General features: G+C 65.0%; 22 protein-coding genes and 1 tRNA gene. 12 read left to right on the forward strand and 11 right to left on the reverse strand.

The window, feature by feature from the left end; genetic code table 11:
• Nucleotides 1–99 precede the first annotated feature (99 nt).
• The 4 genes from cobU to GKC28_RS13040 all read left to right on the forward strand — a co-directional run bounded on the left by cobU (nucleotide 100) and on the right by GKC28_RS13040 (nucleotide 3,555).
• Nucleotides 100–618, forward strand: coding sequence for a bifunctional adenosylcobinamide kinase/adenosylcobinamide-phosphate guanylyltransferase (gene cobU / locus GKC28_RS13025; RefSeq protein ID WP_174147332.1), 519 nt, complete (start codon nucleotides 100–102; stop codon nucleotides 616–618).
• Complete coding sequence (locus GKC28_RS13030; RefSeq protein ID WP_174147333.1) at nucleotides 615–1,196, forward strand: histidine phosphatase family protein; 582 nt, start codon at nucleotides 615–617, stop codon at nucleotides 1,194–1,196. Before cobU ends, GKC28_RS13030 begins: the two co-directional genes overlap by 4 nt.
• A 58-nt stretch (nucleotides 1,197–1,254) precedes the next feature.
• Nucleotides 1,255–1,938: a glutathione S-transferase gene (locus GKC28_RS13035; protein ID WP_174147334.1), complete on the forward strand. Its 684-nt coding sequence runs from the start codon at nucleotides 1,255–1,257 to the stop codon at nucleotides 1,936–1,938.
• A gap of 114 nt (nucleotides 1,939–2,052) precedes the next feature.
• Nucleotides 2,053–3,555 (forward strand): YifB family Mg chelatase-like AAA ATPase, encoded by a 1,503-nt coding sequence (locus GKC28_RS13040; RefSeq protein WP_174147335.1) that lies wholly within the window; start codon nucleotides 2,053–2,055, stop codon nucleotides 3,553–3,555.
• 19 nt (nucleotides 3,556–3,574) lie between these two features.
• Here the strand turns inward: GKC28_RS13040 and gshB are convergent, their stop codons facing one another.
• The 3 genes from gshB to rsmI form a co-directional block, all read right to left on the reverse strand.
• On the reverse strand, nucleotides 3,575–4,507 hold the full coding sequence (gshB, locus tag GKC28_RS13045) for a glutathione synthase (RefSeq protein WP_174147336.1): 933 nt from the start codon (nucleotides 4,505–4,507) through the stop codon (nucleotides 3,575–3,577).
• Between the two features lie 71 nt (nucleotides 4,508–4,578).
• Nucleotides 4,579–4,953, reverse strand: coding sequence for a YraN family protein (locus GKC28_RS13050; RefSeq protein ID WP_174147337.1), 375 nt, complete (start codon nucleotides 4,951–4,953; stop codon nucleotides 4,579–4,581).
• A gap of 3 nt (nucleotides 4,954–4,956) precedes the next feature.
• Complete coding sequence (rsmI, locus tag GKC28_RS13055; RefSeq protein WP_174147338.1) at nucleotides 4,957–5,814, reverse strand: 16S rRNA (cytidine(1402)-2'-O)-methyltransferase; 858 nt, start codon at nucleotides 5,812–5,814, stop codon at nucleotides 4,957–4,959.
• An 87-nt stretch (nucleotides 5,815–5,901) separates the two neighbouring features.
• On the opposite strand from rsmI, the gene GKC28_RS13060 reads away from it, so the two are divergent.
• Genes GKC28_RS13060 through murJ form a run of 3 tightly spaced genes read left to right on the forward strand, consistent with a single transcriptional unit; the run spans nucleotide 5,902 to nucleotide 11,412 of the window.
• Entirely contained in the window at nucleotides 5,902–7,068 is a 1,167-nt protein-coding gene (locus GKC28_RS13060; protein WP_174147339.1) for a penicillin-binding protein activator, read from the forward strand.
• Nucleotides 7,028–9,865: a [protein-PII] uridylyltransferase gene (locus GKC28_RS13065; protein WP_174147340.1), complete on the forward strand. Its 2,838-nt coding sequence runs from the start codon at nucleotides 7,028–7,030 to the stop codon at nucleotides 9,863–9,865. Before GKC28_RS13060 ends, GKC28_RS13065 begins: the two co-directional genes overlap by 41 nt.
• Nucleotides 9,862–11,412, forward strand: coding sequence for a murein biosynthesis integral membrane protein MurJ (gene murJ, locus GKC28_RS13070; RefSeq protein WP_174147341.1), 1,551 nt, complete (start codon nucleotides 9,862–9,864; stop codon nucleotides 11,410–11,412). The genes GKC28_RS13065 and murJ overlap by 4 nt, the downstream gene beginning before the upstream one ends.
• Before the next feature lie 114 nt (nucleotides 11,413–11,526).
• Here murJ and GKC28_RS13075 read toward each other — a convergent pair whose 3' ends face one another.
• Nucleotides 11,527–12,213, reverse strand: a complete 687-nt coding sequence (locus tag GKC28_RS13075) for a rhomboid family intramembrane serine protease (protein ID WP_174147342.1) — start codon at nucleotides 12,211–12,213, stop codon at nucleotides 11,527–11,529.
• A gap of 99 nt (nucleotides 12,214–12,312) precedes the next feature.
• Between GKC28_RS13075 and trpS the strand changes: the two genes are divergently transcribed.
• Both trpS and GKC28_RS13085 read left to right on the forward strand, forming a co-directional pair.
• Nucleotides 12,313–13,341, forward strand: coding sequence for a tryptophan--tRNA ligase (trpS, locus tag GKC28_RS13080; protein WP_174147343.1), 1,029 nt, complete (start codon nucleotides 12,313–12,315; stop codon nucleotides 13,339–13,341).
• 153 nt (nucleotides 13,342–13,494) lie between these two features.
• A complete protein-coding gene (locus GKC28_RS13085; protein ID WP_174147344.1) occupies nucleotides 13,495–15,396 on the forward strand; it encodes an OmpA family protein in 1,902 nt (633 codons plus the stop codon).
• A 53-nt stretch (nucleotides 15,397–15,449) separates the two neighbouring features.
• On the opposite strand, the gene GKC28_RS13090 is transcribed toward GKC28_RS13085, so the two are convergent.
• The 5 genes from GKC28_RS13090 to paaG form a co-directional block, all read right to left on the reverse strand.
• Nucleotides 15,450–15,659, reverse strand: a complete 210-nt coding sequence (locus GKC28_RS13090) for a hypothetical protein (protein ID WP_174147345.1) — start codon at nucleotides 15,657–15,659, stop codon at nucleotides 15,450–15,452.
• A gap of 62 nt (nucleotides 15,660–15,721) precedes the next feature.
• Nucleotides 15,722–16,318, reverse strand: a complete 597-nt coding sequence (locus tag GKC28_RS13095; protein WP_174147346.1) for a TetR/AcrR family transcriptional regulator — start codon at nucleotides 16,316–16,318, stop codon at nucleotides 15,722–15,724.
• Between the two features lie 16 nt (nucleotides 16,319–16,334).
• Complete coding sequence (gene paaK, locus GKC28_RS13100; protein ID WP_174147347.1) at nucleotides 16,335–17,645, reverse strand: phenylacetate--CoA ligase PaaK; 1,311 nt, start codon at nucleotides 17,643–17,645, stop codon at nucleotides 16,335–16,337.
• 15 nt (nucleotides 17,646–17,660) lie between these two features.
• A complete protein-coding gene (paaI, locus tag GKC28_RS13105; RefSeq protein WP_174147348.1) occupies nucleotides 17,661–18,086 on the reverse strand; it encodes a hydroxyphenylacetyl-CoA thioesterase PaaI in 426 nt (141 codons plus the stop codon).
• Nucleotides 18,087–18,088: 2 nt separating this feature from the next.
• Entirely contained in the window at nucleotides 18,089–18,874 is a 786-nt protein-coding gene (gene paaG / locus GKC28_RS13110; protein ID WP_174147349.1) for a 2-(1,2-epoxy-1,2-dihydrophenyl)acetyl-CoA isomerase PaaG, read from the reverse strand.
• Nucleotides 18,875–19,001: 127 nt separating this feature from the next.
• Between paaG and paaZ the strand changes: the two genes are divergently transcribed.
• The 3 genes from paaZ to GKC28_RS13125 all read left to right on the forward strand — a co-directional run bounded on the left by paaZ (nucleotide 19,002) and on the right by GKC28_RS13125 (nucleotide 22,187).
• A complete protein-coding gene (gene paaZ, locus GKC28_RS13115; protein WP_174147359.1) occupies nucleotides 19,002–21,032 on the forward strand; it encodes a phenylacetic acid degradation bifunctional protein PaaZ in 2,031 nt (676 codons plus the stop codon).
• Nucleotides 21,033–21,116: 84 nt separating this feature from the next.
• Complete coding sequence (locus GKC28_RS13120; protein WP_174147350.1) at nucleotides 21,117–21,917, forward strand: PaaX family transcriptional regulator C-terminal domain-containing protein; 801 nt, start codon at nucleotides 21,117–21,119, stop codon at nucleotides 21,915–21,917.
• 193 nt (nucleotides 21,918–22,110) lie between these two features.
• Nucleotides 22,111–22,187, forward strand: a tRNA-Met gene (locus GKC28_RS13125).
• A 125-nt stretch (nucleotides 22,188–22,312) separates the two neighbouring features.
• On the opposite strand, the gene GKC28_RS13130 is transcribed toward GKC28_RS13125, so the two are convergent.
• Nucleotides 22,313–23,296 carry a GlxA family transcriptional regulator gene (locus GKC28_RS13130; RefSeq protein WP_174147351.1) on the reverse strand — a complete coding sequence of 328 codons (984 nt, stop codon included), beginning with the start codon at nucleotides 23,294–23,296 and terminating at the stop codon, nucleotides 22,313–22,315.
• Between the two features lie 22 nt (nucleotides 23,297–23,318).
• Entirely contained in the window at nucleotides 23,319–25,793 is a 2,475-nt protein-coding gene (locus GKC28_RS13135; RefSeq protein ID WP_217434074.1) for an FAD-dependent oxidoreductase, read from the reverse strand.
• Nucleotides 25,794–25,882 lie beyond the last annotated feature (89 nt).

Consider the following 25,882-nt stretch of genomic DNA (forward strand, 5'->3'; position numbering starts at 1 on the left):
GCCTTAATAAGTGGAACCCCGGGACGCTGCGGTCTCTTGTCTTCACCGGGCCCTGCAGTTACCCACAGGAACGGCTTCGGACTCATAGGTTAGCAAAAAATGCCGTTAAATGTAACTTTTATTCTGGGCGGCGCCGCGTCGGGCAAATCGGCATTTGCCGAACAGCTGTGCGCAACCGCAGGAACGGAAAAAGTTTACTGGGCAACCGCACAAATTTTCGACTCCGAAATGCGCGAAAAAGTGTCCCGCCATCTCGCTCAAAGAGGTGCTGGATGGGTTACTTTTGAAGAGCCGGAAACAGCTGCAAAGGTTTTGGACCCCCTCGGATCCGGACAAATCTGTCTGATGGATTGTGCCACGATGTGGCTGACCAACCATCTGCTGGCGGAACATGATCTGGATGCCGCCACAGAAGAGCTGCTGTCTGCTATAAACCGCTGCCGGGCCGATCTGGTGATTGTCTCCAATGAAACCGGGCTGGGCATCGTGCCGGAAAACAAACTGGCCCGCCGCTTCCGTGAGGCCCAGGGGCGGCTGAACATCGCGCTGGCCGCAAGGGCTGACACCGTGGTTCAGGTGACAGCCGGACTCCCGCTGGTTCTGAAGGGGGCGCTGTGACCACCCGTCTGTTCCTGGTGCGCCATGGGCCGACCCATGCGAAATGCATGGTCGGCTGGTCCGATTTGCCTGCGGATCTGTCCGACACCGCAGCGCTTTCCCGCCTGTCGGACTACCTGCCTGCCAGTGCGCTGGTGGTGTCTTCCGACCTGTCCCGCGCAGTGGAAACCGCCAGTGCCATTCAAGGCCCCCGGGACCGGCTGCCGCATGAGGTGGCCTTGCGCGAAATCCACTTCGGCGCCTGGGAACTGCGGACCTGGGCCGAGGTCGATGCCGAAGATCCGGAACGCATCCGCGCCTATTGGGAAACGCCTGGCGACGTGACCCCGCCGGGCGGAGAGAGCTGGCACCAGGTCTGCAGCCGTGTGAACGCGGCGATTGACGGGCTGATCGACGCACACCGGGGCCGCGACCTGGTCGTGGTCGGTCACTTCGGCCAGATCCTGACCCAGATCCAGCGGGCTGAGTTGCTGACGGCAGAAGAGGCTTTTGCACACCGGATCGACAACCTGTCGGTCAGCGAAATCTCCCTTGGGCCAGGTGGATGGAAGGTCGGAAAGATCAATCACCTGCCGTGACGGGTTCCATCACAAACATTCCTTTTTGAAATACGCCAACGCGCGCTAGCCTCCTGCCATGGCTTATGAAATCTATATTGGCGACCGCATGTATTCCAGCTGGTCATTGCGCGGCTGGCTCATGCTCGAAAAATTCTCCCTGCCCCATAACGTGCATATGGTGGGGCTTTATTCCGGAACCATGGCGCAGGAAATGGCGCATCTGGCCCCGGCGCGGCTGGTGCCGGCGCTGCGCACACCGGAAGGCATGGTGGTCGGCGAAAGCCTGGCCATTGCCGAAACCCTGGCCGAACGCCACCCGGAAGCGAAGCTTTGGCCTTCCGACCCGGCGCAGCGTGCCGCGGCGCGCTGGCTGGCGGCGGAAATGGTGGCTGGCTTCTCGAGCTTGCGCGGCGAATGCCCGATGCAGCTGGGCCATATCTATGAAGGCTTCGAGGTGTCGCGCGGCGTGAAGGCGGATCTGGAGCGGATCGAGGCGCTGTTTGCCCATGCCCGCAAAGTTTCCGGCCGCAGCAGCGGTTACCTGTTCGGGGACTATTCGCTGGCAGAGGTGTTCTACACCCCGGTTGCGGCCCGGATCATGGGATACGGCCTGCCGGTCTCTGAGGAGACCCGCGCCTATTGCAAGCTGCTGCTGTCCGACCCGGCAGTTCTGAAGTGGCAAGCACTGGCGCATCAGGTCAGCTACGACCCGGAACCCTATGCGATGGACCTGCCGAAGCGGCCCTGGTCGCTGGACTGAACCGGACGCCAGCGCGAATTCTGCGTGAATTCGCCGCTGGCCGTCCGCATGTTAACCATTCAGAAACCACGATTGCCAAGCATTTCTCCCTGACCTTTCAGGAAGCGGGGAGAGATGACAGCACGGTCCTACACGGTTGCTTTTCAAGGCGTCGAGGCCCGCCAGGTTGAGGTGCAATGCGCCGTCGCGCCCGGGCTGCCAGCATTCTCGGTGGTCGGCCTGCCCGACAAGGCGGTTCAGGAAGCGCGCGAGCGGGTAAGGGCAGCTTTTGCTGCCATGTCCATCGCCCTGCCCTCGCGCCGGATCACCATTAACCTGTCGCCCGCGGACCTGCCCAAGGAGGGCAGCCATTTCGACCTGCCGATTGCGCTCGCCTTGCTGGCCGCCATCGGCATCGTCCCGGCGGAGAAGGCAGAGGAAACCATCGCCCTGGGAGAACTGTCGCTGGACGGGCAGCTGATGCCGGTGGCAGGCGCACTGCCCGCAGCGGTCACAGCGGCGGAGGAAGGCCGGATGCTGCTCTGCCCGAAACCCTCAGGGCCGGAGGCCGCCTGGGTCGATGCGGCGCATGTGATCGGTGCCGCCACGCTGACGGAAGTGGTGCAGCATTTCACCGGCCAGCGGCGTATCGAACCCGCCGCGCCGGGGGAAGCTGTCCTCGGGCTGGGCGGCAAGGATCTGCGCGATGTAAAGGGACAGGAGACCGCCAAGCGGGCGCTGGAGATCGCCGCCGCCGGCCGCCACCACATGCTGATGGTCGGACCGCCGGGTTCCGGTAAGTCGATGCTGGCAGCTCGGCTGCCCTCGATCCTGCCGCCCTTGTCCCCGGCAGAGGCGCTGGAAACCTCGATGATCCATTCCCTATGCGGGCTGATCGACGAGGGTGGCATAAGCCGCGCCCGCCCCTTCCGCGAGCCGCACCACACCGCCTCGATGGCGGCCATTGCGGGCGGCGGGCGGCGGGCCCAGCCCGGCGAAATCAGCCTGGCCCACAATGGCGTGCTGTTCCTGGACGAACTGCCGGAGTTCGGCCGCCCGGTGCTGGAAACCCTGCGCCAGCCGCTGGAAACCGGCGAGGTGATGGTGGCGCGCGCCAATGCGCATGTGAAATACCCCAGCCGTTTCATGCTGGTGGCCGCCGCCAATCCCTGCAAATGCGGCTATCTGGCCGATGCCAACCGCGCCTGCTCACAGGCGCCCTTATGCGGCGCAAACTACCTGGGCCGCATATCCGGCCCGCTGCTGGACCGCTTCGACCTGCACCTGGACGTGCCGCCTGTGGATGTGGCCGACCTGGAGCTGCCGCCCAGCGCCGAAGGTTCCGCCGAGGTTGCCCAGCGGGTGGCGATTGCCCGGGAGATGCAAACCGCCCGGTTCTCCGGCCATCCCGGCCTGCGCCAGAATGCTGATGCCGAAGGCGCGCTGCTGGAGGAAATCGCCGCCCCTGACGCGGAAAGCCGCGACCTTCTGGTCCGGGCTGCCGAACGCTTCGGCCTCAGCGCGCGCGGCTATCACCGGGTGCTGCGGGTCGCGCGCACGATTGCGGATCTGGCCTGCGAGGAAAAGGTGCAACGCCAGCATTTCGCCGAGGCGCTGAGTTTCCGGCTGCCGGGATGAACCGGAGCCGGAGTGAACCTCAGACCTTTGCTTCGATCGCCTGCCAAACCTTCTCCGCGATATTCACGCCGTCGAACCGCTCCAGCTCCTGAATGCCGGTGGGCGAGGTCACGTTAATCTCGGTCAGGTAGTCGCCGATCACGTCGATGCCGACAAAGATCTGGCCCTTTTCGCGCAGCAGCGGGCCGATGGCGGCGCAGATTTCCAGGTCACGCTCGCTCAGGCCGATCTTCTCGGGCCGGCCGCCCACATGCATGTTCGACCGGGTCTCACCTGCCGCAGGCACACGGTTGATCGCCCCTACAGCTTCGCCGTCGACCAGGATCACCCGCTTGTCGCCGTTGCTGACGTCGGGCAGGAATTTCTGCACGATCAGCGGCTCGCGGCTGAAGCCGGTGAACAATTCATGCAATGAGGTGAGGTTGCGGTCGTTTGCATCCAGCCGGAACACGCCCGCGCCGCCGTTACCGTAAAGCGGCTTCAGAATCACGTCGCCATGCTTTTCCTTGAACGCCTTGATGGTCTGCAAGTCGCGGGCGATGGTCGTGGGCGGGGTCAGCTCCGGGAAGTTCAGCACCAGCAGTTTTTCCGGGTAGTTGCGCACCCAGAACGGATCGTTCACCACCAGCGCCTGCCCTTTCAGCATGTCCAGCAGGTGGGTCGAGGTGATGTAGTGCATGTCAAACGGCGGGTCCTGGCGCAGCCAGACCACGTCGAATTCCGCCAGATCAACTTCGCGTTCCGGGCCCAGCACCGCCGGGGTGCCTGCCACCCGCTGCACGGTCATCTCATGGCCGCGGGCAGTAATGCGGCCTTCCTGATAGGCCAGCTGGTCGGGGCCGTAATAAAACAGCTCATGACCGCGCGCCTGGGCTTCCTCGGCCAGGCGGAAGCTGCTGTCGGCGTTGATGTTCACGCCCATGACCGGGTCCATCTGGAAGGCGATTTTCATGGCAGTATCCCTCGTAAGCTGCCCGAATACATGGCCCACCGCGCGCCGGGGTTCAATGGGTCAGGCGCGGTTCAGTCCATCCCGAAAGCGTTTTCGATGATTTCCACCGCGCCGGTTCCGTCGACCAGCGCCGCGTCAAACCTGACCGGCGTCAGCTGGCCCTCCGGTTCGCTCTCCAGATACTGCCCGGCACTTGCATAGATCCGTTCCGCCTGCCGCGGTGTGATGCGCAGGGCCGCAGCGGCGCTTGTGGTGCTGTGCTTCACCTCCACAAACACCAGCCCGTCCGGGCTGCGCAGGATCAGGTCGATCTCGCCGCCCGCCCCGCGCCAGCGGCGCTCGGCCACGGTGTAACCGCGGTTTTCATAGTGCCGCGCCACGATTTCCTCCGCCGCCTCGCCGGCCAGATGGGCGCGGGTGCCGCGGTGCTGGCGGGCGCGGGTCACGGTTCAGCTGCCCTTCGCCAGCTGCAAGGCCAGCTGGTAGACTTTGCGCCGGGGCAGCCCGTGCATCTCCGCGACGATCCCGGCGGCGTCTTTGACCGAATTGCCCTGCAAGGCGGCCTGCAGGTCGCTTTCCAGATCGCCCTCGCTGACCTCCGCCTCCTGCGCGCGGTCGACCAGCAGAACGATCTCGCCCTTGACCGGGATCTCCTCCAGCCCGGCAGCCAGTTCCGTCAGCGAAGCCCGGCGCACCTCCTCGAATTTCTTGGTCAGCTCGCGGCACAGCGCGGCAGGGCGGTCGCCCAGCACCGCCGCCATATCGGCAACCGAGGCGGCAACCCGCTTGGGCGATTCATAGAAAATCAGCGTGCCGGGGATTTCCCGCAGCTCCTCCAGCCGCTTGCGCCGAGCGCCGGAGGCATTGGGAAGGAAGCCTGCAAAGAAGAACGCATCCGTCGGCAGCCCGGCCAGCGTCAGCGCCGTGGCAGCGGCAGAGGCCCCGGGGGCGCAGGTGACCGTATGGCCCGCCTCCGCCGCCGCACGGCTGAGGTCGAAACCGGGGTCGGCAATCAGCGGCATCCCGGCCTCTGAAGCATAGGCAACCGACTTCCCCTCGCCTATCGCCTCCAGCAGTTTGGCCCGCGCGCCGGTGCCGCTGTGGTCGTGGTAGGCGATGATCCGCCGCCCGCCCAGCGGCACCCCGTGAATCTCCATCAGCTTGCGCAGCGAGCGTGTATCCTCAGCCGCAAGCACATCGGCCGAGGCCAGCACATCCAGCGCCCGCAGGGTAATGTCGCGGGCGGTGCCGATCGGCGTGGCAACAAAGTAAAGCCCGGGGGACAATATGACATTCTGGTGATTCAACGCTGGACCCGCCTTTTTGGTCGTTTATGATCCGCCCTTAAACCCACACGGCGCCGCAGCGCCGGGAGAACGGAGTTTCAAGCCATTATGTTTGCTGTTTTCAAACGCGCCCGCAAGGCGGCACTGACTGCCGCTGCAGCCGTTTCCGCCATTGCCCTTGCCGCCTGTGACCCGATTGCCGTTGGCACCGGCCCGACCATCAACACCTCCAAGCCGGTTCCAGTGGCGCTGCTGGTGCCGCGCGGCTCTGCCCAGCAGGGTGACGCCGTGCTGGCTAAAAGCCTGGAAAACGCAGCCCGCATGGCCATCGCCGACCTGGACGGGGTGCAGATCGACCTGCGGGTCTATGATACCGCGGGCAGCCCCGAAGTGGCCTCCGGCGCGGCACAGCAGGCGCTGAAGGACGGGGCCCGCGTGATCCTCGGCCCGGTTTATGCCGAAGCCGCAAATGCCGCAGGGATCGCAGCGCGCCAGCGCGGCGTGAACGTGCTCGCGTTTTCGAACAACCCGGCTATTGCCGGCGGCAACGTCTTTATCCTGGGGCCGACCTTTGACAACACCGCGCGGCGGCTGACCAGCTTTGCGGCCCGCAACGGCAAGCGGAATATCCTGGTTGTCGGCGGCAATGATGCCGCAGGCAGCGCCGGGCGCAGCGCAATCCAGCGCGCCGCCGGCCAAAGCGGCGTGAACATCGCCGGCAGCGTCGGCTATGAGCTGTCGCAGCAGGGGGTGATCAACGCCATTCCCAGCATCCGCTCCCAGGCCGCAGGTGCGGATGCGGTCTTCCTGACCTCTACGACTGCCGGTGCGCTGCCGCTTCTGGCGCAGCTTCTGCCCGAGGCCGGCGTTGACCCGGCAGAAAAACAGTATATCGGCCTGACCCGCTGGGACATCCCGCCCCAGACTCTTGCGCTGCCCGGCGTTCAGGGCGGCTGGTTTGCGCTGCCCGACCAAAGCAAGGTGCAGCAGTTCAGCGCCCGCTACCAGGCCAGCTATGGCGCCGCGCCGCATTCCATCGGCAGCCTGGCTTATGACGGCATTGCCGCCATCGGCGCCCTGGTTGCGGCGGGCAAGTCCGACGCGCTGACAGCAGGTGCCCTGACCCAGGGCGCAGGCTTCCAGGGCGCGGGCGGCATTTTCCGTCTGCGGCCCGACGGCACCAATGAGCGCGGGCTGGCAGTTGCCACCATCCAGGAACAGAAGGTCGTGATCATTGACCCAGCCCCAAGCAGCTTCGCCGGCGCAGGCTTCTGAAGCCGCCGCCCCGGCGCAAGCCTCTGCCACCAGCCATCCTGCACCGCTGGGCCCGCTGATCTGCGGCCCGGCGGACATTTTTGACGCGGCCGCCATCCGCTCGCAGATCAAAGCGCTGGCAGAGGACACCGCCCCTGCGGCCCTGCGCGCAGAAACCGTGAAAATCCTCAAGGCGGCCAACAAGGCCGGGCGTGCGGCCATTGCCAGGGCTTTTGCAGAAAAACCCTTTGCTGCGCGGGAGCTGACACGCTCCTACACGTTCCTCACCGACGGGCTGGCGACCACGGCGCTCTTTGTTGCCAGCGAACTGCTGCATCCGCTGGCAACCCCGACCCGCGGCGAGCGGATCGCGGTCATCGCGGTCGGCGGCTACGGTCGGGGGGAAATGGCGCCGGCCTCCGACGTCGACCTGCTGTTTCTGACCCCTTACAAGATCACCGCCTGGGCCGAGAGCGTGATCGAATCCATGCTCTACATCCTGTGGGACCTGCGGCTGAAAGTCGGCCACGCCAGCCGCACCATCAAGGACTGCATCCGGCTGGGCGGCGAGGATTACACCATCCGCACCGCAATGCTGGAGCATCGGTTTCTGGCCGGCCATGCGCCGCTGGCCAATGAACTGGACAAACGCCTGAAGAAGGAACTGTTTTCCCAGGACGCGCAGGAGTTTGTCGAGGCCAAGCTGGCCGAGCGCGATGCCCGCCACCTGAAACAGGGCCAGCGCTATATGGTTGAGCCCAACGTGAAGGAGGGCAAGGGCGGCCTGCGCGACCTGCAGTCGCTGTTCTGGATCGCCAAGTACCTCTACCAGGTGCAGGATGCCGAAGACCTGGTGCCGCTGGGGCTGTTCCGCGCCGAGGAGATGGAGCTGTTTGCCAAGGCTGCCAATTTCCTGTGGGCGGTGCGGGCGCATCTGCACCTGGCGACCGGTCGCGCCACCGAACAGCTGACCTTTGACCTGCAGGTCGAAGTCGCCAGCCGTATGGGATACGAGGACAAGGCGGGCCGCCGCGGCGTGGAAGTCTTCATGCAGGAGTATTTCCGCCACGCCACACGCGTCGGCGACCTGACCCGCATCTTCCTGACCAAACTGGAGGCAAGCCAGCAGAAGAACGCGCCGCTGCTGGAGCGGATCTTCCGCCGCCGCCCCCGGATCAAGCCGGGCTACAAGGTGGTGCACAACCGGCTGGATGTGATCGACCCCAAGGCATTCCTCGAAGACAGGCTGAACCTGTTGCGGCTGTTCGAGGAAGCGTTGCGCACCGGTATGCTGATCCACCCGGATGCAATGCGGCTGGTGACAGCCAACCTGCACCTGATCGACGACGACATGCGCAACGACAAGGAGGCGCAGAAGCTCTTTCTGGACCTGCTGCTGAAACACGGCAACTCAGAACGCGCGCTGCGGCGAATGAACGAACTCGGCGTGCTGTCGGCCTTCCTGCCGGAGTTCGAGCCGATCGTAGCGATGATGCAGTTCAACATGTATCACTCCTATACGGTGGACGAGCACACCATTCAGGTGATCTCCAATTTCGCCGCGATCGAGCGCAGCGAGCTGGAGGATGAGCTGCCGCTGTCCTCTGAAATCCTGCGCAAGGGCCTGAACCGCAAGGTGCTGATGGTGGCGATGCTGCTGCATGACATCGGCAAGGGGCGCGAGCAGGACCACTCGATCCTGGGCGCGCAGATCGCCCGCAAAGTGGCGCCGCGGCTGGGGCTGAAGCCCTCCGAATGCGAAACCGTGGAATGGCTGGTGCGCTACCACCTCTTGATGTCGGACATGGCGCAGAAACGCGACATCGCCGACCCGCGCACGGTGCGCGATTTCGCCAAGGCGGTGCAGACGGTGAAACGGCTCGACCTGCTGCTCCTGCTGACGGTCTGCGATATCCGCGGCGTCGGCCCGGACACCTGGAACAACTGGAAAGCGGCACTGCTGCGCGCGCTGTACGGCCAGACCCGCGCGGCGCTTGAGGGCGGCATGGAGGCCCTGAACCGCGAGCACCGCGGCGTCTCTGCCAAAAAGGCCCTGCGCGAGGCGCTGCCGGACTGGTCCAAGGCCGACCTTAAGACCGAGACCGCCCGCCACTACCCTCCCTACTGGCACGGGCTGCATGTGACGGCGCACGTGGATTTTGCCGAGATGCTGCGGGAATACACCGCCAAGGGAGATCCGGGCGAGGTGATGATCCGGCTTTACCCGGATGAGGACCGCGACGCCACCCGCGCCTGTTTCGTGATGGAGGACCACCCGGGCATCTTTGCCCGCATCGTCGGCGCCCTGGCGCTGGTCGGGGCCAATGTGGTCGATGCGCGCTCCTACACCACCAAGGACGGCTATGTGACCGATGCCTTCTGGATCCAGGACAGCGAAGGCCACCCCTTCGACCCGATCCGGCTGCACCGGCTGAAACAGATGATCGAAAAGACGCTGAAGGGCGAGGTCATCACCCGCGACGCACTGAAATCCCGCGACAAAATCAAGAAACGCGAGAAAGCCTTCAAGGTGCCGACCCATATCACCTTCGACAACGAGGGGTCGGAAATCTACACCATCATCGAGGTCGACACCCGCGACCGGCCCGGCCTGCTTTACGATCTGGCCCGGACCTTGGCCTCCGCCAACGTCTATATTGCCAATGCGGTGATTGCGACCTATGGCGAGCAGGTGGTGGATGCCTTCTATGTCAAGGACATGTTCGGCTTGAAGTATTACTCTGAAACCAAGCAGCGGACGCTGGAGAAGAAACTGCGCGAGGCCATCGCCGAGGGCGCAAAACGGGCGGATATATGAAACCGATCAAATTGCTGTCAGGGTTCCTGACCGTCGGGTTCTGGACGCTGGCCAGCCGTCTGCTGGGGTTCGCCCGCGAGATCCTGATTGCCGCCTTCATCGGCCCGGGACCGGTGCTGGACGCTTTCATCGTCGCTTTCCGCCTGCCCAACATGTTCCGCCGCTTCTTTGCCGAGGGCGCTTTCAACGCGGCCTTTGTTCCGGCGTTTTCCAAACGCTACGAGGCAGGAGAAGACCCCGCAGGCTTTGCCCAGCAGGCCTTTAACCTGCTGGCCACAGCAGTGCTGGCGCTGGTTGGCCTGGCCATGGTCTTCATGCCAGGGCTGGTCTGGCTGACGGCAGGCGGCTTTGTTGGCGACGCACGTTTCGATATGGCCGTGGGATACGGCTACATCGTCTTCCCCTACATCCTGTTCATGTCGCTGGCGGCGCTGTTTTCCGGCGTGCTGAACGCCACCGGGCGCTTTGCAGCCGCCGCTGCCGCGCCGGTTCTGCTCAACATCTTTGCCTGCACCGCAATGACAGCCGGGGCTGTTTTGGGCGGTGACGTTGTCGTCTGGCTGGTCTGGACCATCCCGGTTGCAGGTGTGGCGCAGCTGGCGCTGGTCTGGGCAGCGGCTGAAAGGGCGGGCATCTCCCTGCGCCCCGGTTTGCCGCGCTGGAATACCGAGGTTCGCGACCTGATGCGGGTCGCCCTGCCTGCGGCACTTGCCATGGGGGTCACACAGATCAACCTGGTGGTCGGCCAGTATGTGGCCTCGGACATCGAAAAGGCCGCCAGCTGGCTGTTCATCGCCGACCGCCTGTACCAGCTGCCCTTGGGGGTCGTGGGAATCGCCGTCGGCATCGTTCTGCTGCCCGCCCTGTCGCGCCGCCTGCGTGCCGGCGACGCCGCCGGGTCCCGGGACGCCCTGTCCCGTGCAGGTGAATTTTCGCTGCTGCTGGCGGTGCCCTCCGCCGTCGCGTTTATCACCGTTCCGGTGCCGCTGGTTTCGGTTCTGTATGAACGCGGAGCCACTGGCCCCGAAGACGTCGCCGCGATTGCTTTTGCCGTCGCCATCTATGGCGCGGGCCTGCCGGCCTTCATGCTGCAAAAGGTGCTGCAGCCGCTCTACTTCGCGCGCGAAGACACAAGGACCCCGTTCCGCTATGCGCTGGCGGCCATGGTGGTGAACGCGGCGCTGGCCTTCGGGCTGAAACCCGTTCTGGGCTGGATTGCCCCTGCCATTGCCGCCTCTGCCGCTGGCTGGGCGATGGTGGCGCTGCTGGCGCTCGGTGCCCGCCGCATGGGCGAGGAAGCCCGGTTCGACGCCCGCTTCCGCCGCCGCGCCTGGCGCATCCTCGCGGCCGCGGCTGTGATGGGCGCGGTTCTCTATGCCGTGGCCGCCTCCGCAGGCTGGCTGTTCACGCTGGCCTACTGGCGCTATTTGTCCCTGCTGGGGCTGGTGGTGCTGGCTGGCGCAGTCTACTTCACCGCGGGCCAAGCGCTCGGCGCCTTCCGCCTGTCGGAGTTCCGCAGCGCCCTCAGCCGCCGCAAACAGGCCTGACGCCGCCCCTCCGGGCCAGTCCCGCGCCGAAAGCCGCGCGCATGCGCGGGCCCGGCCCAACGGCTGGCGATGCCCCGCAGGGGGCTTCGCCAGCGGGCGGGAGCGCTTGCGGAATCAATCGTGGCGGATGCGGTTGCGGATCCGTGCCCAGCCGCCCGGCGCCAGGAAGAACGACAGGCCAAAGCCGGTGGCAAAACCGGCCAGGTCCGCCACCCAGTCTTTCTGACCGCCAAACAGCAGCCCGAACAGCAGCTGCGCCCCCATCAGAAAGGCGATCAGCGTGAACGCCCGGCTCTGCTGCGCCCCGACAGAGGCCAGCGAGCGCCACAACAGGAAGGTGAATGCGCCGATCAGCCCGTAAACCGCTGGGAAACCGCCCACCAGCGGCACCGGCGAGTTGACCAGCAGCGCATAGCCCAGCGCCCCGCCCGCGCCGGACAGCAGGAAGATGATGACCATCGCCAGATCGCCCATCACCTCGCCCACCATCTTGCCCATCGCCAGCACAAAGACGCAGACAAACAGCGCGTGGGTAAAGGCGCCATGCACGAAGATATAGGAAAGAAACCGCTTCAGATGCTCCGGCCCCCAGCGGCCGCTTTCCTGCATCCACCAGAAAATATCGCTGGAAAACGCATAGGACTGCACCGCCTCCAGCCTCCAGCCGACCGCCTCCGGCCCGCCGATGATGCCGCGGGCACCCAGCGAAAACACCGCCTCGATGCCCATGATGATCAGCACCAGCGCCACCACGGCGGCGGGCAGCGGGTTGACGGGGGCGTTGTGGGACTGGCTGCTCATCCTGGCTCCTTGCGGCACGGAATCCCCCGCGCCTGTTGACCTATCCTGGCCCCATGGGTAAGCGACGATGGTGCATAATTCCAGACGGGAGTTTCCGCGATGAGCGAAACCAGCTTCACCCCGCGCGTGTTTTCGGGGATCCAGCCTTCGGGCAACCTGCACTTGGGGAATTACCTCGGTGCATTGAAGCGCTTCGTCGACTGGCAGGCCAAAGATATCGAGACCATCTTCTGCATGGTCGACCTGCATGCGATCACCGTCTGGCAGGACCCCGCGGACCTGAAGAAATCCACCCGCGAGCTCTGCGCCGGTTTCATCGCCTCAGGTATTAACCCGGAGGAGTCAATCCTGATCAACCAGTCCCAGGTGCCCGAGCACGCGCAGCTGGCCTGGGTGTTCAACTGCGTCGCCCGCATGGGTTGGATGCAGCGGATGACCCAGTGGAAAGACAAGGCGGGCAAAAACCAGCAGAACGCCTCCTTGGGATTGCTGGCCTACCCGGCGCTGATGGCGGCGGATATTCTGATCTACCACGCCACCCATGTGCCGGTGGGCGAGGATCAGAAACAGCACCTGGAGCTGACCCGCGACATCGCGATCAAGTTCAACCACGACTACGGCGTCAACTTCTTCCCGGAGACCGAGCCGGTGATCGAAGGCGCCGCGACCCGGGTGATGTCCCTGCGCGATGGCTCCAAGAAGATGTCGAAATCCGACCCCTCGGATGCCAGCCGCATCAACCTGACCGATGACGCCGACGCCATCGCCAAGAAAATCCGCAAGGCCAAGACCGACCCCGAGGCGCTGCCCTCCGAGGCGGACGGCCTGGAGGACCGCCCCGAGGCGCGCAACCTGATCAATATCTACGCGGCCCTGAACGAGCAGACAGTGGAGCAGGTGCTGGCCGACGTCGGCGGCCGCCAGTTCTCGGAGTTCAAGCCGATGCTGGCGGATCTGGCGGTCTCCAAGCTGGCGCCGATCTCCACCGAGATGGCGCGGCTGATGCAGCAGCAGGACGAGATTGACAAGATCCTGGCCCGCGGCGCCGAGCGCGCCCGCGCGATCACCGCGCCGATCCTGCGCCAGACCTACGACATCATCGGCATGGTGCCGCCGCCGGCGCTCTAACGCCTAGCGCCCTGGCCCGGCCAGCGGATATCAGCCTGACCCAAGCCGCCCCCGCCCGGGGCGGCTTTTCTTTTTGCCGCGCGATGCGCAACTAACCCGGTGTTTATCCGTTATCCTTGTGCGGCCACGTGCCGGAACAAGAAAGGAACCGAAATGAAACCGGGAATTTTCAAATCATCCACGGCGCTGGCAGTGATGATCTCGCTGGCGGCTCCGCTGCCCGCCCTGTCCCAGGACAAGGGCAACAAGCGGATTGACCTCGCGCAGATGTCCGCGGCTGAAATCGGCGATCTGGTGGACCGCTGCCGCAAGCGGGCCGAACGGCGGCAGAAGAAGCTAGAAGCCGGTGAAGAGATCGAACAAAAGAACGGCAAGGTAGCCCAATTCTGCCAGGCATATGGCGAAGGCGCATTTGATGCCGCCCTGCCCGCGGACCTGCAATCGGCCAATGTGCTGGCAGGCATTGGAGTTGCAGAAGCAGAAGAGACAGCGGCCGCTGAACAGGCAGCCGGGGAGCAGGCTGAAACTGTAGCGGAGGCCCAGCCCGATACCGGCAGCGAAGAGCAGCGCGAAGCTGAGGTCACTGTGGAAGCCGCCGGGCAGCAGGACGCACAGGAACAGCCTGCAGCGGCTGAAGCGCCAGTAGAAACCGACGCTCAGGCGGAAGCCGATGCGCAGGCACTGGCAGAGGCGTTGGCAAAAGAAGAAGCGGAAGCACAGGCTGCGGCCGAAGAACAAGCCGCAGCAGAACAGGCTCAAGCGGGAACGGCAGCCCAAGCAGAGACTGAGGTGCAAACCGAACAGCAAGCTGAAAACGGCACCGCAGCATCCGTCGGCACAAGCGCCGAGGAAATCGCAGCGGACCTTGCCCAGTCACAAGGCGGGACCGGCAGAGAAACCGACAATCCCGAACTGGTTGAACAGGACAGCCAGGCCCAGGCTGATGCCCTCGCCGAGGAAACCAGCGAGCCTGCTGCCGCCGCCGCGGCAGCCGCGGACGGCGCGGTTTCCGAAGGCGAGGCCGAAGTGACCGAAGAAATGGTCACCGAGGACACCGCGCGCAGCTCTGACGAGGAATTCGAAACCGGGGTCAATGAAAACGCCCAGGCAGAGGCCCAGGCGCCCGCCCCGCAGGCCAATGCCGCCAATGAGGATGACAGCGGCCTGTCGATCCGCGAGCGCAACGCCCTGCTTGGCCTTGGCGCCCTGGCAATCGGCACGCTGCTCAACAACGGCGGCAAGGTGGTCTCCAACTCCGGCGACCGCGCCATCGTCGAGCAGGACGGCCAGTACCGCGTCCTCAAGGACGACGATGCGCTGCTGCGCCAGCCGGGCTCCAACGTGACCACCTACCGGTTCCAGGACGGCTCCACCCGCACCGTGGTGGTGCGCGAGAACGGTGTTGAGGTGGAAACCATCCGCTCCGCCGAGGGCCGCGTGCTGCGCCGCACCAAACTGCTGCCGGACGGGCGCAGCGTGGTGCTGTTCGACGACACCCAGAAGGCCGAGCGCGTGGTGGTCAATGAGCTGCCGCAGGTGCAGGACAACCGCCGCGCCTTCTCCAGCGCCGATGCGGTCTCGGCTGAGGACCAGGCCGCAGCACTGGCCGCCCAGGAAGCAAAGACCGTGGACCGCCGCTTCTCGCTGGCGCAGATCCGCAACATCGACGCGGTGCGCCGCCTGACGCCGGTAATCAATGTGGACACGGTGAATTTCGACACCGGCTCCGCAGTGATCCGCCCGCAGGAGGCAGAAGAACTGGCAACCCTGGGCAACGCGCTGCGCGAGCTGATTGACCGCAACCCGGGCGAGGTGTTCCTGATCGAAGGCCACACCGACGCCGTGGGTGCCGCGACCTACAATCTGGCCCTGTCGGACCGGCGCGCCGAAACCGTGGCGCTGGCGCTGACGGAGTATTTCGGCGTGGCACCGGAAAACATGGTGGTGCAGGGCTACGGCGAAAGCGATCTGGCAATCAGCACCCTGGCAGCCGAACGCGCCAACCGCCGCGTCGCGGTGCGCCGCATCACCCAGCTGCTGGGCAATCCGGGCTGACAGGGCTCAAGAAAACAGCACCCGGCGGGCCACATCCGCCGGGTGTTTCACTGTTACTCTGCTGGCGTCTTCTTGCGCGACAGCAGCCCGTATTTCAGCGCAAGCCCTTTCCAGCTGAACCTGCGCCTGCCGGGTGCCGCCTTCGGTTTCCCCGCTGTGCGGTCGAACTCATACATGTCGATGGCCCGTTCAGCGCAGCCGCAGGCCTCGCCCAAGCCAACCTTCCTGTAATAGAAGTTTTCGAAGTTCTCAGGTTTCTGCATGGCACCCTCCGATCCCGGAACAGGGTAGCCCGGAAAGGCGGATACGCAAAACCGCGCCGCTGTCAGAGCCCCTTGACCCCGCTCAGGGTCAGGTCCGCCACCAGCCCGGCGTAATCCTCGCGCGCCTTTGACCCGGCACCGGAATTCCACATGTAGTACCAGTTCAGCATGCCGAAGACGGACATGGTGGCGCCGCGCAGCTTGGCCGCGTCACCGTTGAAAATCTCCGGCGCCACGTCCTTCAGCGCATCGCTCATGAACTGGACCATCTCGCGCTGGTAGCCGCGCAGATGCTTCTGCTGCTCCTCCGGCAGCGCCCCCATCGCGCCCAGCTGCACCTGATGCTCATGGTCGGCGCCCTGATAGGCCAGCATGATCTCCGACACGATGCGGCGCAGCCGGTCCTCGGCGCCAAGACCCTCCAGATCCACTCGGCAGACCCGGTCGCGCAGCTCGCAAAGGTAGGTATCAAGGAGGCCGTAGAGCACGGCATCCTTGCTGTCGTAATAGTGGTAGATGTTTGCCTTGGAGATCCCGCACTCGCGCGCCAGCTGGGTCATCGACGCCCGGTCGTAACCGGACTCGGCAAACACTTTGGCCGCCGACTTCAGGATCTGCGCGCGTTTCTCATCGTGGTCTTTTGCGATCGTGCGGGCCAAGGCTCACTCCCCCGGATCAGGACTTGCTGCGGTTGTCGACGACGCGCTTGGCCTTGCCCTGGCTGCGCTCGACGGACCCCGGGTCGCCTACAATGATCTCAGTGGAAACGCCAACCATATCCTTGATCCGCTTGGTCAGCATCCGCGCCGCGGCGGTCTTGCTCAGCTCATCGGTGGCATCCGGATTGGCCTCCACAAACACCCGCATCGCGTCCATGCGGCCGGATTTATACAGCTCGATCTGGTAGTAGGGCGCCAGGCCGCCGGTGGCCAGCAGCTGCTCCTCCACCTGGCTGGGGAAGACGTTGACGCCGCGCAGGATGATCATGTCGTCGCTGCGGCCGGTGATCTTCTCCATCCGCCGCATCGACCGCGCGGTGCCCGGCAGCAGCCGGGTCAGATCGCGGGTGCGGTAGCGCACCATCGGCAGGCCTTCCTTGGTCAGCGTGGTGAACACCAGCTCCCCCAGCTCCCCGTCCGGCAGCACCTCGCCGGTCTGCGGGTCGATGATCTCCGGCAGGAAGTGGTCCTCCCAGATCACCGGGCCATCCTTGGTCTCGACGCATTCGTTGGCGACGCCCGGCCCCATGATCTCGGAGAGGCCATAAATATCGACCGCATGCATATCAAAGGCGTCTTCAACTTCCTTGCGCATCGCATCGGTCCAGGGTTCGGCACCGAACACGCCAACCTTCAGCGAACACTCACGCGGGTCCATTCCGACCTTGTGGTACTGCTCCAGGATGTTGAGCATGTAGGACGGCGTCACCATGATGCCGTCGGGTTTGAAGTCGGTGATCAGCCCGACCTGCTTTTCGGTCTGGCCGCCCGACATCGGCACGACGGTGGCGCCCAGGCGCTCGATCCCGTAATGCGCACCCAGGCCGCCGGTGAACAGGCCGTATCCGTAGGCGTTATGCACCATATCGCCCTTGCGCAGGCCCGAGGCACGCAAGCTGCGCGCCACCAGATCCGCCCAGTTCGAAATGTCATTGGCGGTATAGCCCACAACCGTTGGCTTGCCGGTGGTGCCGGAGGACGCGTGCAGGCGGATGATTTCACTGCGCGGCACTGCAAACAGGCCAAACGGGTAATTGTCCCGCAGGTCGTTCTTGTAGGTGAAGGGGAACTTGGCCAGGTCCTTCAGTTCCTGCAGGTCGTCCGGATGCACGCCTGCCTCGTCAAACCGCTGCTTGTACATTGCCACGTTGTCATAGGCATGGCGCACCGACCACTTCAGCCGCTCCAGCTGCAGCGCGCGGATTTCGTCGATCGAGGCGATCTCGATCGGCTCCAGTTCACCCTTCTTGGGGCTCAGGTCTTCCATGGCGTCCTCCACACCTTATTCGTCAAACAACTGGCCTTTGACCGCCCGGGAGAAACCCCGGAACTCGGCAATCTGCTGGCCGTCCTGGTTGGTCACTGTCACATCGTAAATGCCGCTGCGCCCGGTCAGGGAAATCTCGCGGGCCTTGGCGATCAGCTTGTCGCCCAGCCGTCCCGGCGCGGTGAAGCTGATCACGTTGTGCTGCGCCACGGTCGACTGGTTGCGGCTGTTGCAGGCAAAGGCAAAGGCGCTGTCGGCCAGCATGAAGGTCACACCGCCGTGGCAGATGCCGTGGCCGTTGCAGTGGTGCTGCGCGATGGTCAGCTCCAGCGTGGCCTCGCCCTCATCCACATGGGTGATCTCCATCCCCGCCCACTTGGACGCGTGGTCCTCGGCCCACATCGCGGCGGCGGATTTCTCGGCGCGTTCTTTCGGGGTCATGGTCACTTGCCCTTGAACGCAGGCGCGCGCTTTTCCAGGAAGCTGGCCACGCCCTCCGCGTAATCCGCGCTTTCGCCGCAGGTCTTCATCGCGTCCGCCTCAATCTCCAGCTGGTCGGACAGCGTGTTGACCGCCGCGGCCTGGATGCACTGCTTGGTCAGACCCAGCCCCAGTGTCGGCCCGTTTGCGAACTTCTCTGCCATGGCGCGGGCCTCTGCCATCAGTTCGTCATCCGGCAGCGCCTTCCAGATCAGGCCCCAATCCTCGGCCTTCTTCGCGGGCAGCGGCTCTGCGGTCAGCGCCAGCCCCTTGGCGCGGGCCTCGCCCAGCAGCCGCGGCAGATGCCAGCTGCCGCCGGTGTCCGGGATCAGGCCCACCTTGGAGAACGACTGGATGAATTTGGCGCTTTCCGCTGCCAGAACCATGTCGCAGGCCAGCGCCAGATTGGCGCCCGCCCCGGCGGCCACGCCATTGACTGCGCAGATCACTGGGAAGTTCAATTCACGGATCAGCCGCACCAGCGGCGCATAGAATTTGCGCACGGTCTGGCTCAGGTCCGGCGGCCCGTCCATCTTGCGCGGGTCGCGGTCGCCCAGATCCTGGCCGGCGCAGAAGCCGCGCCCGGCGCCGGTCAGCAGCACCGCGCGGGCGCCGCTGTCGCGCGCGGCCTCCAGCGCGCCGCGCAAGGCATTGTGCATGTCCTCGTTGAAACTGTTCAGCCGGTCCGGGCGGTTCAGGGTGATCTCCACCCAGCTCCCGTGGTCCTCAACCAGAATCGTATCGCTCATCGCTCCCTCACCCTGTCAGCGGCGCATTTGACAAACTTCTTGCATAAACCGACCGGACGGTCAATATATCTCAGCATCGGATTCCAGCCAGCCGGCCCCGCGCCGGCCTGATGAAAAGGACGACATGATGAGCCTTCTAGAGATTTCCAGCTTTGCAGCGGGTCAATGGGTCGCACCGGGCGCAGGTGCCCGCAACATCGCCAGCGCCATCACCGGCGAGGTGATCGCCAGCGCCGGCAATGACGCGCTCGACGTGCAAGGAATGCTCGACTACGCCCGCACCGTTGGCGGCGCCAACCTGCGCAAGCTGACCTTCCATGACCGCGCCCGGATGCTGAAGGCGCTGGCGGGCCACCTGAACCAGAACAAGCAGGCGCTTTATGATCTGTCATTCAACACCGGTGCCACCCAGTCCGATCACATGATCGACATCGACGGCGGCATCGGCACCATGTTTGTCTTCGCCTCCAAAGGCCGCCGCGAAATGCCGGACGCCCATGTCTACCTCGACGGCGATGTCGAGCAGCTCTCCCGCAACGGCACCTTCCTGGGCCAGCACATCTGCACCCCGCTGCGCGGCGTCGCGGTGCATATCAACGCCTTCAACTTCCCGGTCTGGGGCATGCTGGAAAAACTCGCCCCCACTCTGCTGGCCGGCGTCCCGGCCATCGTGAAACCGGCCACCAACAGCTGCTATGTGACGGAGCTGGCGGTGAAACTGATGCTGGAGTCAGGCATCCTGCCCGAGGGCGCGCTGCAGCTGGTCTCCGGCGGCCTCGGCGACATGCTGGACCATCTGACCATGCAGGACGTGGTCAGCTTCACCGGCTCCGCCAGCACCGCGCTCAAGCTGCGCGCGAACCCGGTGATCCTGGAAAACTCGGTCCGTTTCGTCGCCGAACAGGACAGCCTCAACGCCTCCATCCTCGGCCCCGACGCCACTACGGGCACGCCGGAGTTCGACCTGTTCGTCAAGGAAGTCAGCCGTGAGATGACCACCAAAGCGGGCCAGAAATGCACCGCCATCCGCCGCATCATCGCACCGCAATCGCAGGTGGACGCCGTGATCGAAGCGCTGTCAGGCCGCCTGGCGAAAACCCAGATCGGCGACCCGCGCCTGGAAACCACCCGCATGGGCGCGCTGGTCTCGGGCAGCCAGAAACGCGACGTGCTGGAAAAGGCTGAAATCATCGGCCAGGAAGCAGAACGCGTCTTTGGCGATCCGGACAGCTTCACGGTCGATGGCGCCGACGCCGACAAAGGCGCCTTTGTGCCGCCAATGCTGTTCCACTGCGCCGACCCGGACAACGCCATCCGCGTGCACGACACCGAGGCCTTCGGCCCCGTCTCCACCATCATGGGCTACCGTGATCTGGACCACGCCATTGATCTGGCCAACCGCGGCCAGGGCTCGCTGGTGGCCTCGGTCATCACCCATGACCCCGCCACCGCCCGCGAGGTCGCCATCGGCGCCGGCGCCTACCACGGCCGCCTCTATTTCAACAACCGCGACTCGATGAAGGAATCGACCGGCCACGGTTCCCCCCTGCCCCACATGGTGCATGGCGGTCCAGGCCGTGCAGGCGGCGGCGAGGAAATGGGCGGCGTGCGCGGCGTGAAGCACTACATGCAGCGCACCGCCATCCAGGGCTCGCCCGACATCCTGTCGGCAATCGGCGAGAAATGGGTCCCCGGCGGCTCTGAGATCAAAGGCCCAGCGCACCCCTTCACCCGCAAGTTCGGCGAGCTGTCCATCGGCGAAACCCTGCACACCGCCCCGCGCACCGTCACGCTGGAGGATATCGAGACCTTCGCCCATTTCACCGGCGACACCTTCTATGCCCACATGGACGACGAAGCCGCCAAACGAAACCCGTTCTTCCCGGGCCGCGTGGCGCATGGCTACCTGCTGTTGTCCTTCGCCGCGGGCATGTTCGTGCAGCCGGACGAGGGCCCGGTTCTGGCCAACACCGGCCTCGACAATCTGCGCTTTATGAAGCCGATCTCCGCTGGCGAAAGCATCAAGGTGCGCCTCACGGTCAAGAAGAAGACCCCCCGCAACGAGGAATACGGCGAGGTGCGCTGGCACGTCACCCTGACCAACCAGGACGGCGAGATCGCGGCAGAGTATGAACTGCTGACCATGAATGCTTTTTGACCCTGTGCAAAAGTGGTAAGCGGCGGCAATGCTGCACTGCGCCCGGACTGGTCTAACCGGCCCGGGCGAACTATGTTTACCCTCATGAACGAACAGCAAAACCCCTGGTTTGACACCACCGTCCAGCAACTCAACGATCCGCAGAACCAGCGGGTCTGGTCGGTGATCGTTTCGCTGTTCGGCGATCTGGCGCAGCAGAAGGGCGCCCAGATCAGCGGCGGTGCGCTCACCCGCATCATCACCCCGATGGGGATCAAGCCCGAGGCGATCCGGGTCGCCCTTCACCGGTTGCGCAAGGACGGCTGGATCGAAAGCGAGCGCGCGGGCCGCGCCTCGGTGCATTACCTGACAGAATACGGCCGCAATCAATCCGCCGCTGTGACCCCGCGGATCTATGAACGCAACGCCGCGGCGCCGGGTGAGTGGCACCTTCTGATAGCCGAGGACGGCGCCGGCCAGACCACTCTGGACGAGGTGCTGCTGCTGCCCAGCTATGTGGCGGTGAACCGCACCACCGCTCTTGGCCGCGGCCCGATGCCGCAAAGCCTGGATGACCTGCTGGCAGCCGGCGTCAGCTCCATCGCGGTGCCGGAATGGCTCAAGGCGCGCTTGTTCCCTGACCACCTGTGCGACGCCTGCGCTGCCCTGCAGCGGGACTTGCAGCAAATCTCTGCACCGCCTGCGACCCTGACGCCTGCGCAGACCGGCACCCTGCGGACCCTGCTGGTGCACCGCTGGCGCCGCGTGGTCCTGCGCCACCCGGATCTGCCGTCCGGTTTCCACCCGGCGGACTGGACCGGCGAGTCCTGCCGCGCCCTGGTATTCGCCCTGCTGGACAAGCTGCCGCGCCCGGATCTGGCGGCCCTCGACAGCCTGTCCGAATAAGCCCCGCCGCCGCCAATCCGCCCGCGCTGCAACAGCAGCCCTGATGGGGCGCGCCGGACCCCATAAGCTCGCAAGCCTCTGAAATTTAAAAAACAATCCAAGCATGGCGAAAAATCTTGGAAGAATCCGGGATTCTTCCGCTTTTCTGCTTGACCCGGCTGGCGGCATTCCGTAAATCGCCTCCACACAGAGCGGCGGAGTAGCTCAGTTGGTTAGAGCAGCGGAATCATAATCCGCGTGTCGGGGGTTCAAGTCCCTCCTCCGCTACCACCCTTCCCGAAATGACAGAATGCACAGCAGCACAGTTTTGTGCTGATGCGGACGCGTTTCACCTGCCGCTCCGCGGTTTTTCCAGATGCTTCAATGGGCGCGCCCGCCGCGCAAGCGAACCGCCCTCAGAACGGCCGCTCCTGATGCGGGGACTTGCCGAAATAGCGGCGGTAGACCTTGGCGAAATGGGTCTGGCTGTTAAAGCCCGAGGCCAGCGCCACGTCGATGATCCGCATGTTGGTCTGCAAGAGCAGGCTGCGGGCATAATCCAGCCGCAGCCGGGTGTAATAGACCTTGGGCGTGGTCTGCAGGTACTTGGAAAACAGCCGCTCCAGCTGGCGCACCGACAGGCCGACCAGATCGGCGATGCCGCCTGGGGTCAGCGGCTCCTCCAGGTTGCTGCGCATCAGCCCCAGCGCCGCGGCCAGCTTCTCGTGCCGCACGCCCGCGCGCCCGAACTCGGAAACCGTCTGGTCCTGGCTGCCCTTACGGGCCGAAGAACACACCATCAGGTCCGCCGCCGCGGTTGCCACGTCCGAGCCGTGATGATCCGAAATCAGGTTCAGCATCATGTCGACGGTTGCAGTGCCGCCGGCGCAGGTGATCAGCTTGCCGTCGATGGTGAAAAGCGAGCTTTTCACCTCCACATCCGGATGCATCTCGGCCAGCGTGGCGCGCTGCGCCCAATGCGCCGAGGCCTGGCGCCCGGACAACAGCCCCGCCCGCGCCAGCGCCATGATGCCGCCGCCCAGCGCCGCCATCGGCAATCCCATCCGCTGCGCCTTCCTGAGCCAGCCCAGCACCTTCAGCGAAATCCCCGGCTCCACCCCCTGGCCACCGCAGACAAAGATCATGCTGCCGCGTGCCAGCTCAGGCAGGCCGCCGTCAACCGCGACCCTCAAACCGTTGGGAGCCGTCGCCGGCAGCCCGTCTTCGCTAACCACGCGCCAGTCATAGCGCGCGGTCCCGTCGTGCGTGTTCGCCGCCTCCAGCGCCGCCACCGCACTGGACAGGTCCAGCGGCGAGAAGGTGGGCAGCAGCAGGAAGATGCAGCGGCAGGCCGGCACGGCCCGCACCGCGCCGGGGAGCGTCCGCATGGGTTGGGTCATGGTGTCCGCTCCCCGGCTTTGATCAGGCGCGCATGTTGGCGCCGTTGGCGTCGTAGACCGGCGCGCCCAGCACTTCGGCGTCATACATCTCGCCCAGGATCTCGACCTGCAGCCTGGTTCCGGCCGCGGCGTGCTCTGCCGTGACATAGCCCATCGCCATGGATTTCTGCGCGTGATGCGCATAGCCGCCGGAGGAGATGTAGCCGACCGCTTCGCCGTCCTTCAGGATCGCCTCGTCGTTCGACACATCAATGCCGTCCACGTCGATGGTCATGGTGACCAGCTTGCGGCTTGCACCCGCCTCGCGGGCAGCCAGGGCAGCCTCCTTGCCGACAAAGTCCTTCTTCCAGTTGATGAACACATCCATGCCGCTTTCTGCCGCGTCGAAATCCGGGCGGAAGTCCAGCGTCCACACACCCCAGCCCTTTTCCAGCCGCATCGACATCAGCGCCCGCGCGCCGTACCAGCGGTAGCCCAGATCGGCGCCCGCCTCTTCGATCGCTTCCGCCAGGCGCAGCAGGTACTGCGGCTTGCAGTAGATCTCATAGCCCAGCTCGCCGGAGAAGCTGATCCGGTTCAGGATCACCGGCACGCCGCCCACGAATGTTTGGCGCAGGTCGCGGAACTTGAACGCCTCGCCCGATACATCCTCGCGGGTGATCCGCTGCAGCAGCTCGCGCGATTTCGGACCCGACAGCGCAATGCCGTGCCAGTCGTCCGAGACGTTCTGGTACGACACATCCGCGGGCAGATCCTTCTCGAACCAGCGGCGGTGCGCCTCCTGCATCGCGCCGGAGCCGAACAGCATGAAGTGATCCTCACCCAGGCAAGCCACTGTCAGATCGCCATAAAGCTTGCCCTTGGGTGTCAGCATCGGCGTCAGCGTCAGGCGCCCCGGCTTCGGCACATAGCCCGCCAGCACCCGGTCCAGATAGGCCCGCGCGCCCGCGCCCTTGAACTCATGCTTGGCAAAGTTGGCAACCTCGATACCGCCCACCGCCTCGCGCACGGCCTTGACCTCGCGCGCGACGTAGTCGTGCGAACGGTTGCGCTCAAACGTCGGTTCCTCATGTGCATCCTCCGGCCCATCGGCAAACCACAGCGCGTTCTCCAGGCCAAAGCCCTGCCCCATCCGCGCGCCCTTGGCGACCAAACGGTCATAGAGCGCGGTGGTCTTCTGCATCCGCCCCTTCGGCAGCGTCTCATTCGGGAAGGTCATCACAAAGCGGCGCTCGTAGTTCTCGGTCGATTTCACGGTGCCCCAGTCGGGGGTCGCGAACTCGCCGAACCGCGCCACATCCATCGCCCAGACGTCGATCGAGGGCTCGCCGTCGATCATCCACTCGGCCATGGTCAGGCCCACGCCGCCGCCCTGGCAGAAGCCCGCCATCACGCCCACGGCACACCAGTAATTCTTCATGCCCGGCACCGGACCGATCATCGGGTTGCCGTCGGGGCCGAATGTGAACGGCCCGTTGATCATGTCCTTGATGCCCGCCTCGCCAATCGCCGGAATCCGCTCAAACGACATCTCCAGACGGTCGGCGATCCGGTCCAGATCGGGTTGCAGCAGCTCGTGGCCGAAGTCCCACGGGGTGCCGCCCACCTTCCAGGGCGTCCCCTTCGGCTCATAGGTGCCCAGCAGCATCCCCTGGCGCTCCTGCCGGAAATAGATGTTGGCCTCATAGTCGATCCCGGCCGGCAGGCGGGTCGGGTGGTTGGCCACCGCGTCGATCTTGTCGGTGATCAGGTAATGGTGCTCCATCGGCTGCACCGGCAGGTTGATGCCCTGCATATGGCCGACTTCCCGCGCCCACAGGCCGCCGCAGTTCACGATATGCTCCGCGTTGATTACGCCGCGCGGGGTGGTCACGTCCCAGCTGCCGTCCGGGCGCTGGGTGGTCGCGGTCACCGGCGTATGGGTGAAATACTGCGCGCCATGCACGCGGGCGGATTTGGCAAAGGCATAGGTCGCACCCGACGGGTCCAGATCGCCGTCTTGGTCGTCCCACAGTGCGGCGTGGTAATGCTTCGGGTCGATCAGCGGATGGCGCTCAGCCACTTCCTTGGGACTGATGAATTCCTGGTTCAGCCCCATATAACGCGCCTTGGAGCGTTCCCGCTTCAGGTAGTCGTACCAGGTCTTGTTCGACGCCAGATAAAACCCGCCGGTGATGTGCAGTCCGACAGAGTGGCCAGAGGTCTCCTCGATCTCCTTATACAGATCGATGGTGTAGGACTGCAGGCGCGAGATGTTCGGGTCCGACGAAATCGTGTGGATCTGCCCCGCCGCGTGCCAGGAGGAGCCGGAGGTCAGCTCGTCCCGTTCCAGCAGCACCACGTCCTTCCAGCCGAACTTGGCCAGGTGGAACAGGATCGAGCAGCCAACCACACCGCCGCCGATGATCACCGCCTTGGCGTGGCTCGGCAGCTTCTTGTCGCTGGCGCTCTCCTCCTTGTGGATGTTGAGCGTCGATTGGGCAAAATTGTCTGACATGGGTTTGTCCTCAGGTCCGGGGCAAAGCGCAGGAATTGCGGTAAATGGCACCAAAGGGGTGCACAGGGGGTGTACGGGGGGTGCACAGG

The organism is Leisingera sp. ANG59, from assembly GCF_013317235.1.
In the GTDB taxonomy this organism is placed as follows: domain Bacteria; phylum Pseudomonadota; class Alphaproteobacteria; order Rhodobacterales; family Rhodobacteraceae; genus Leisingera.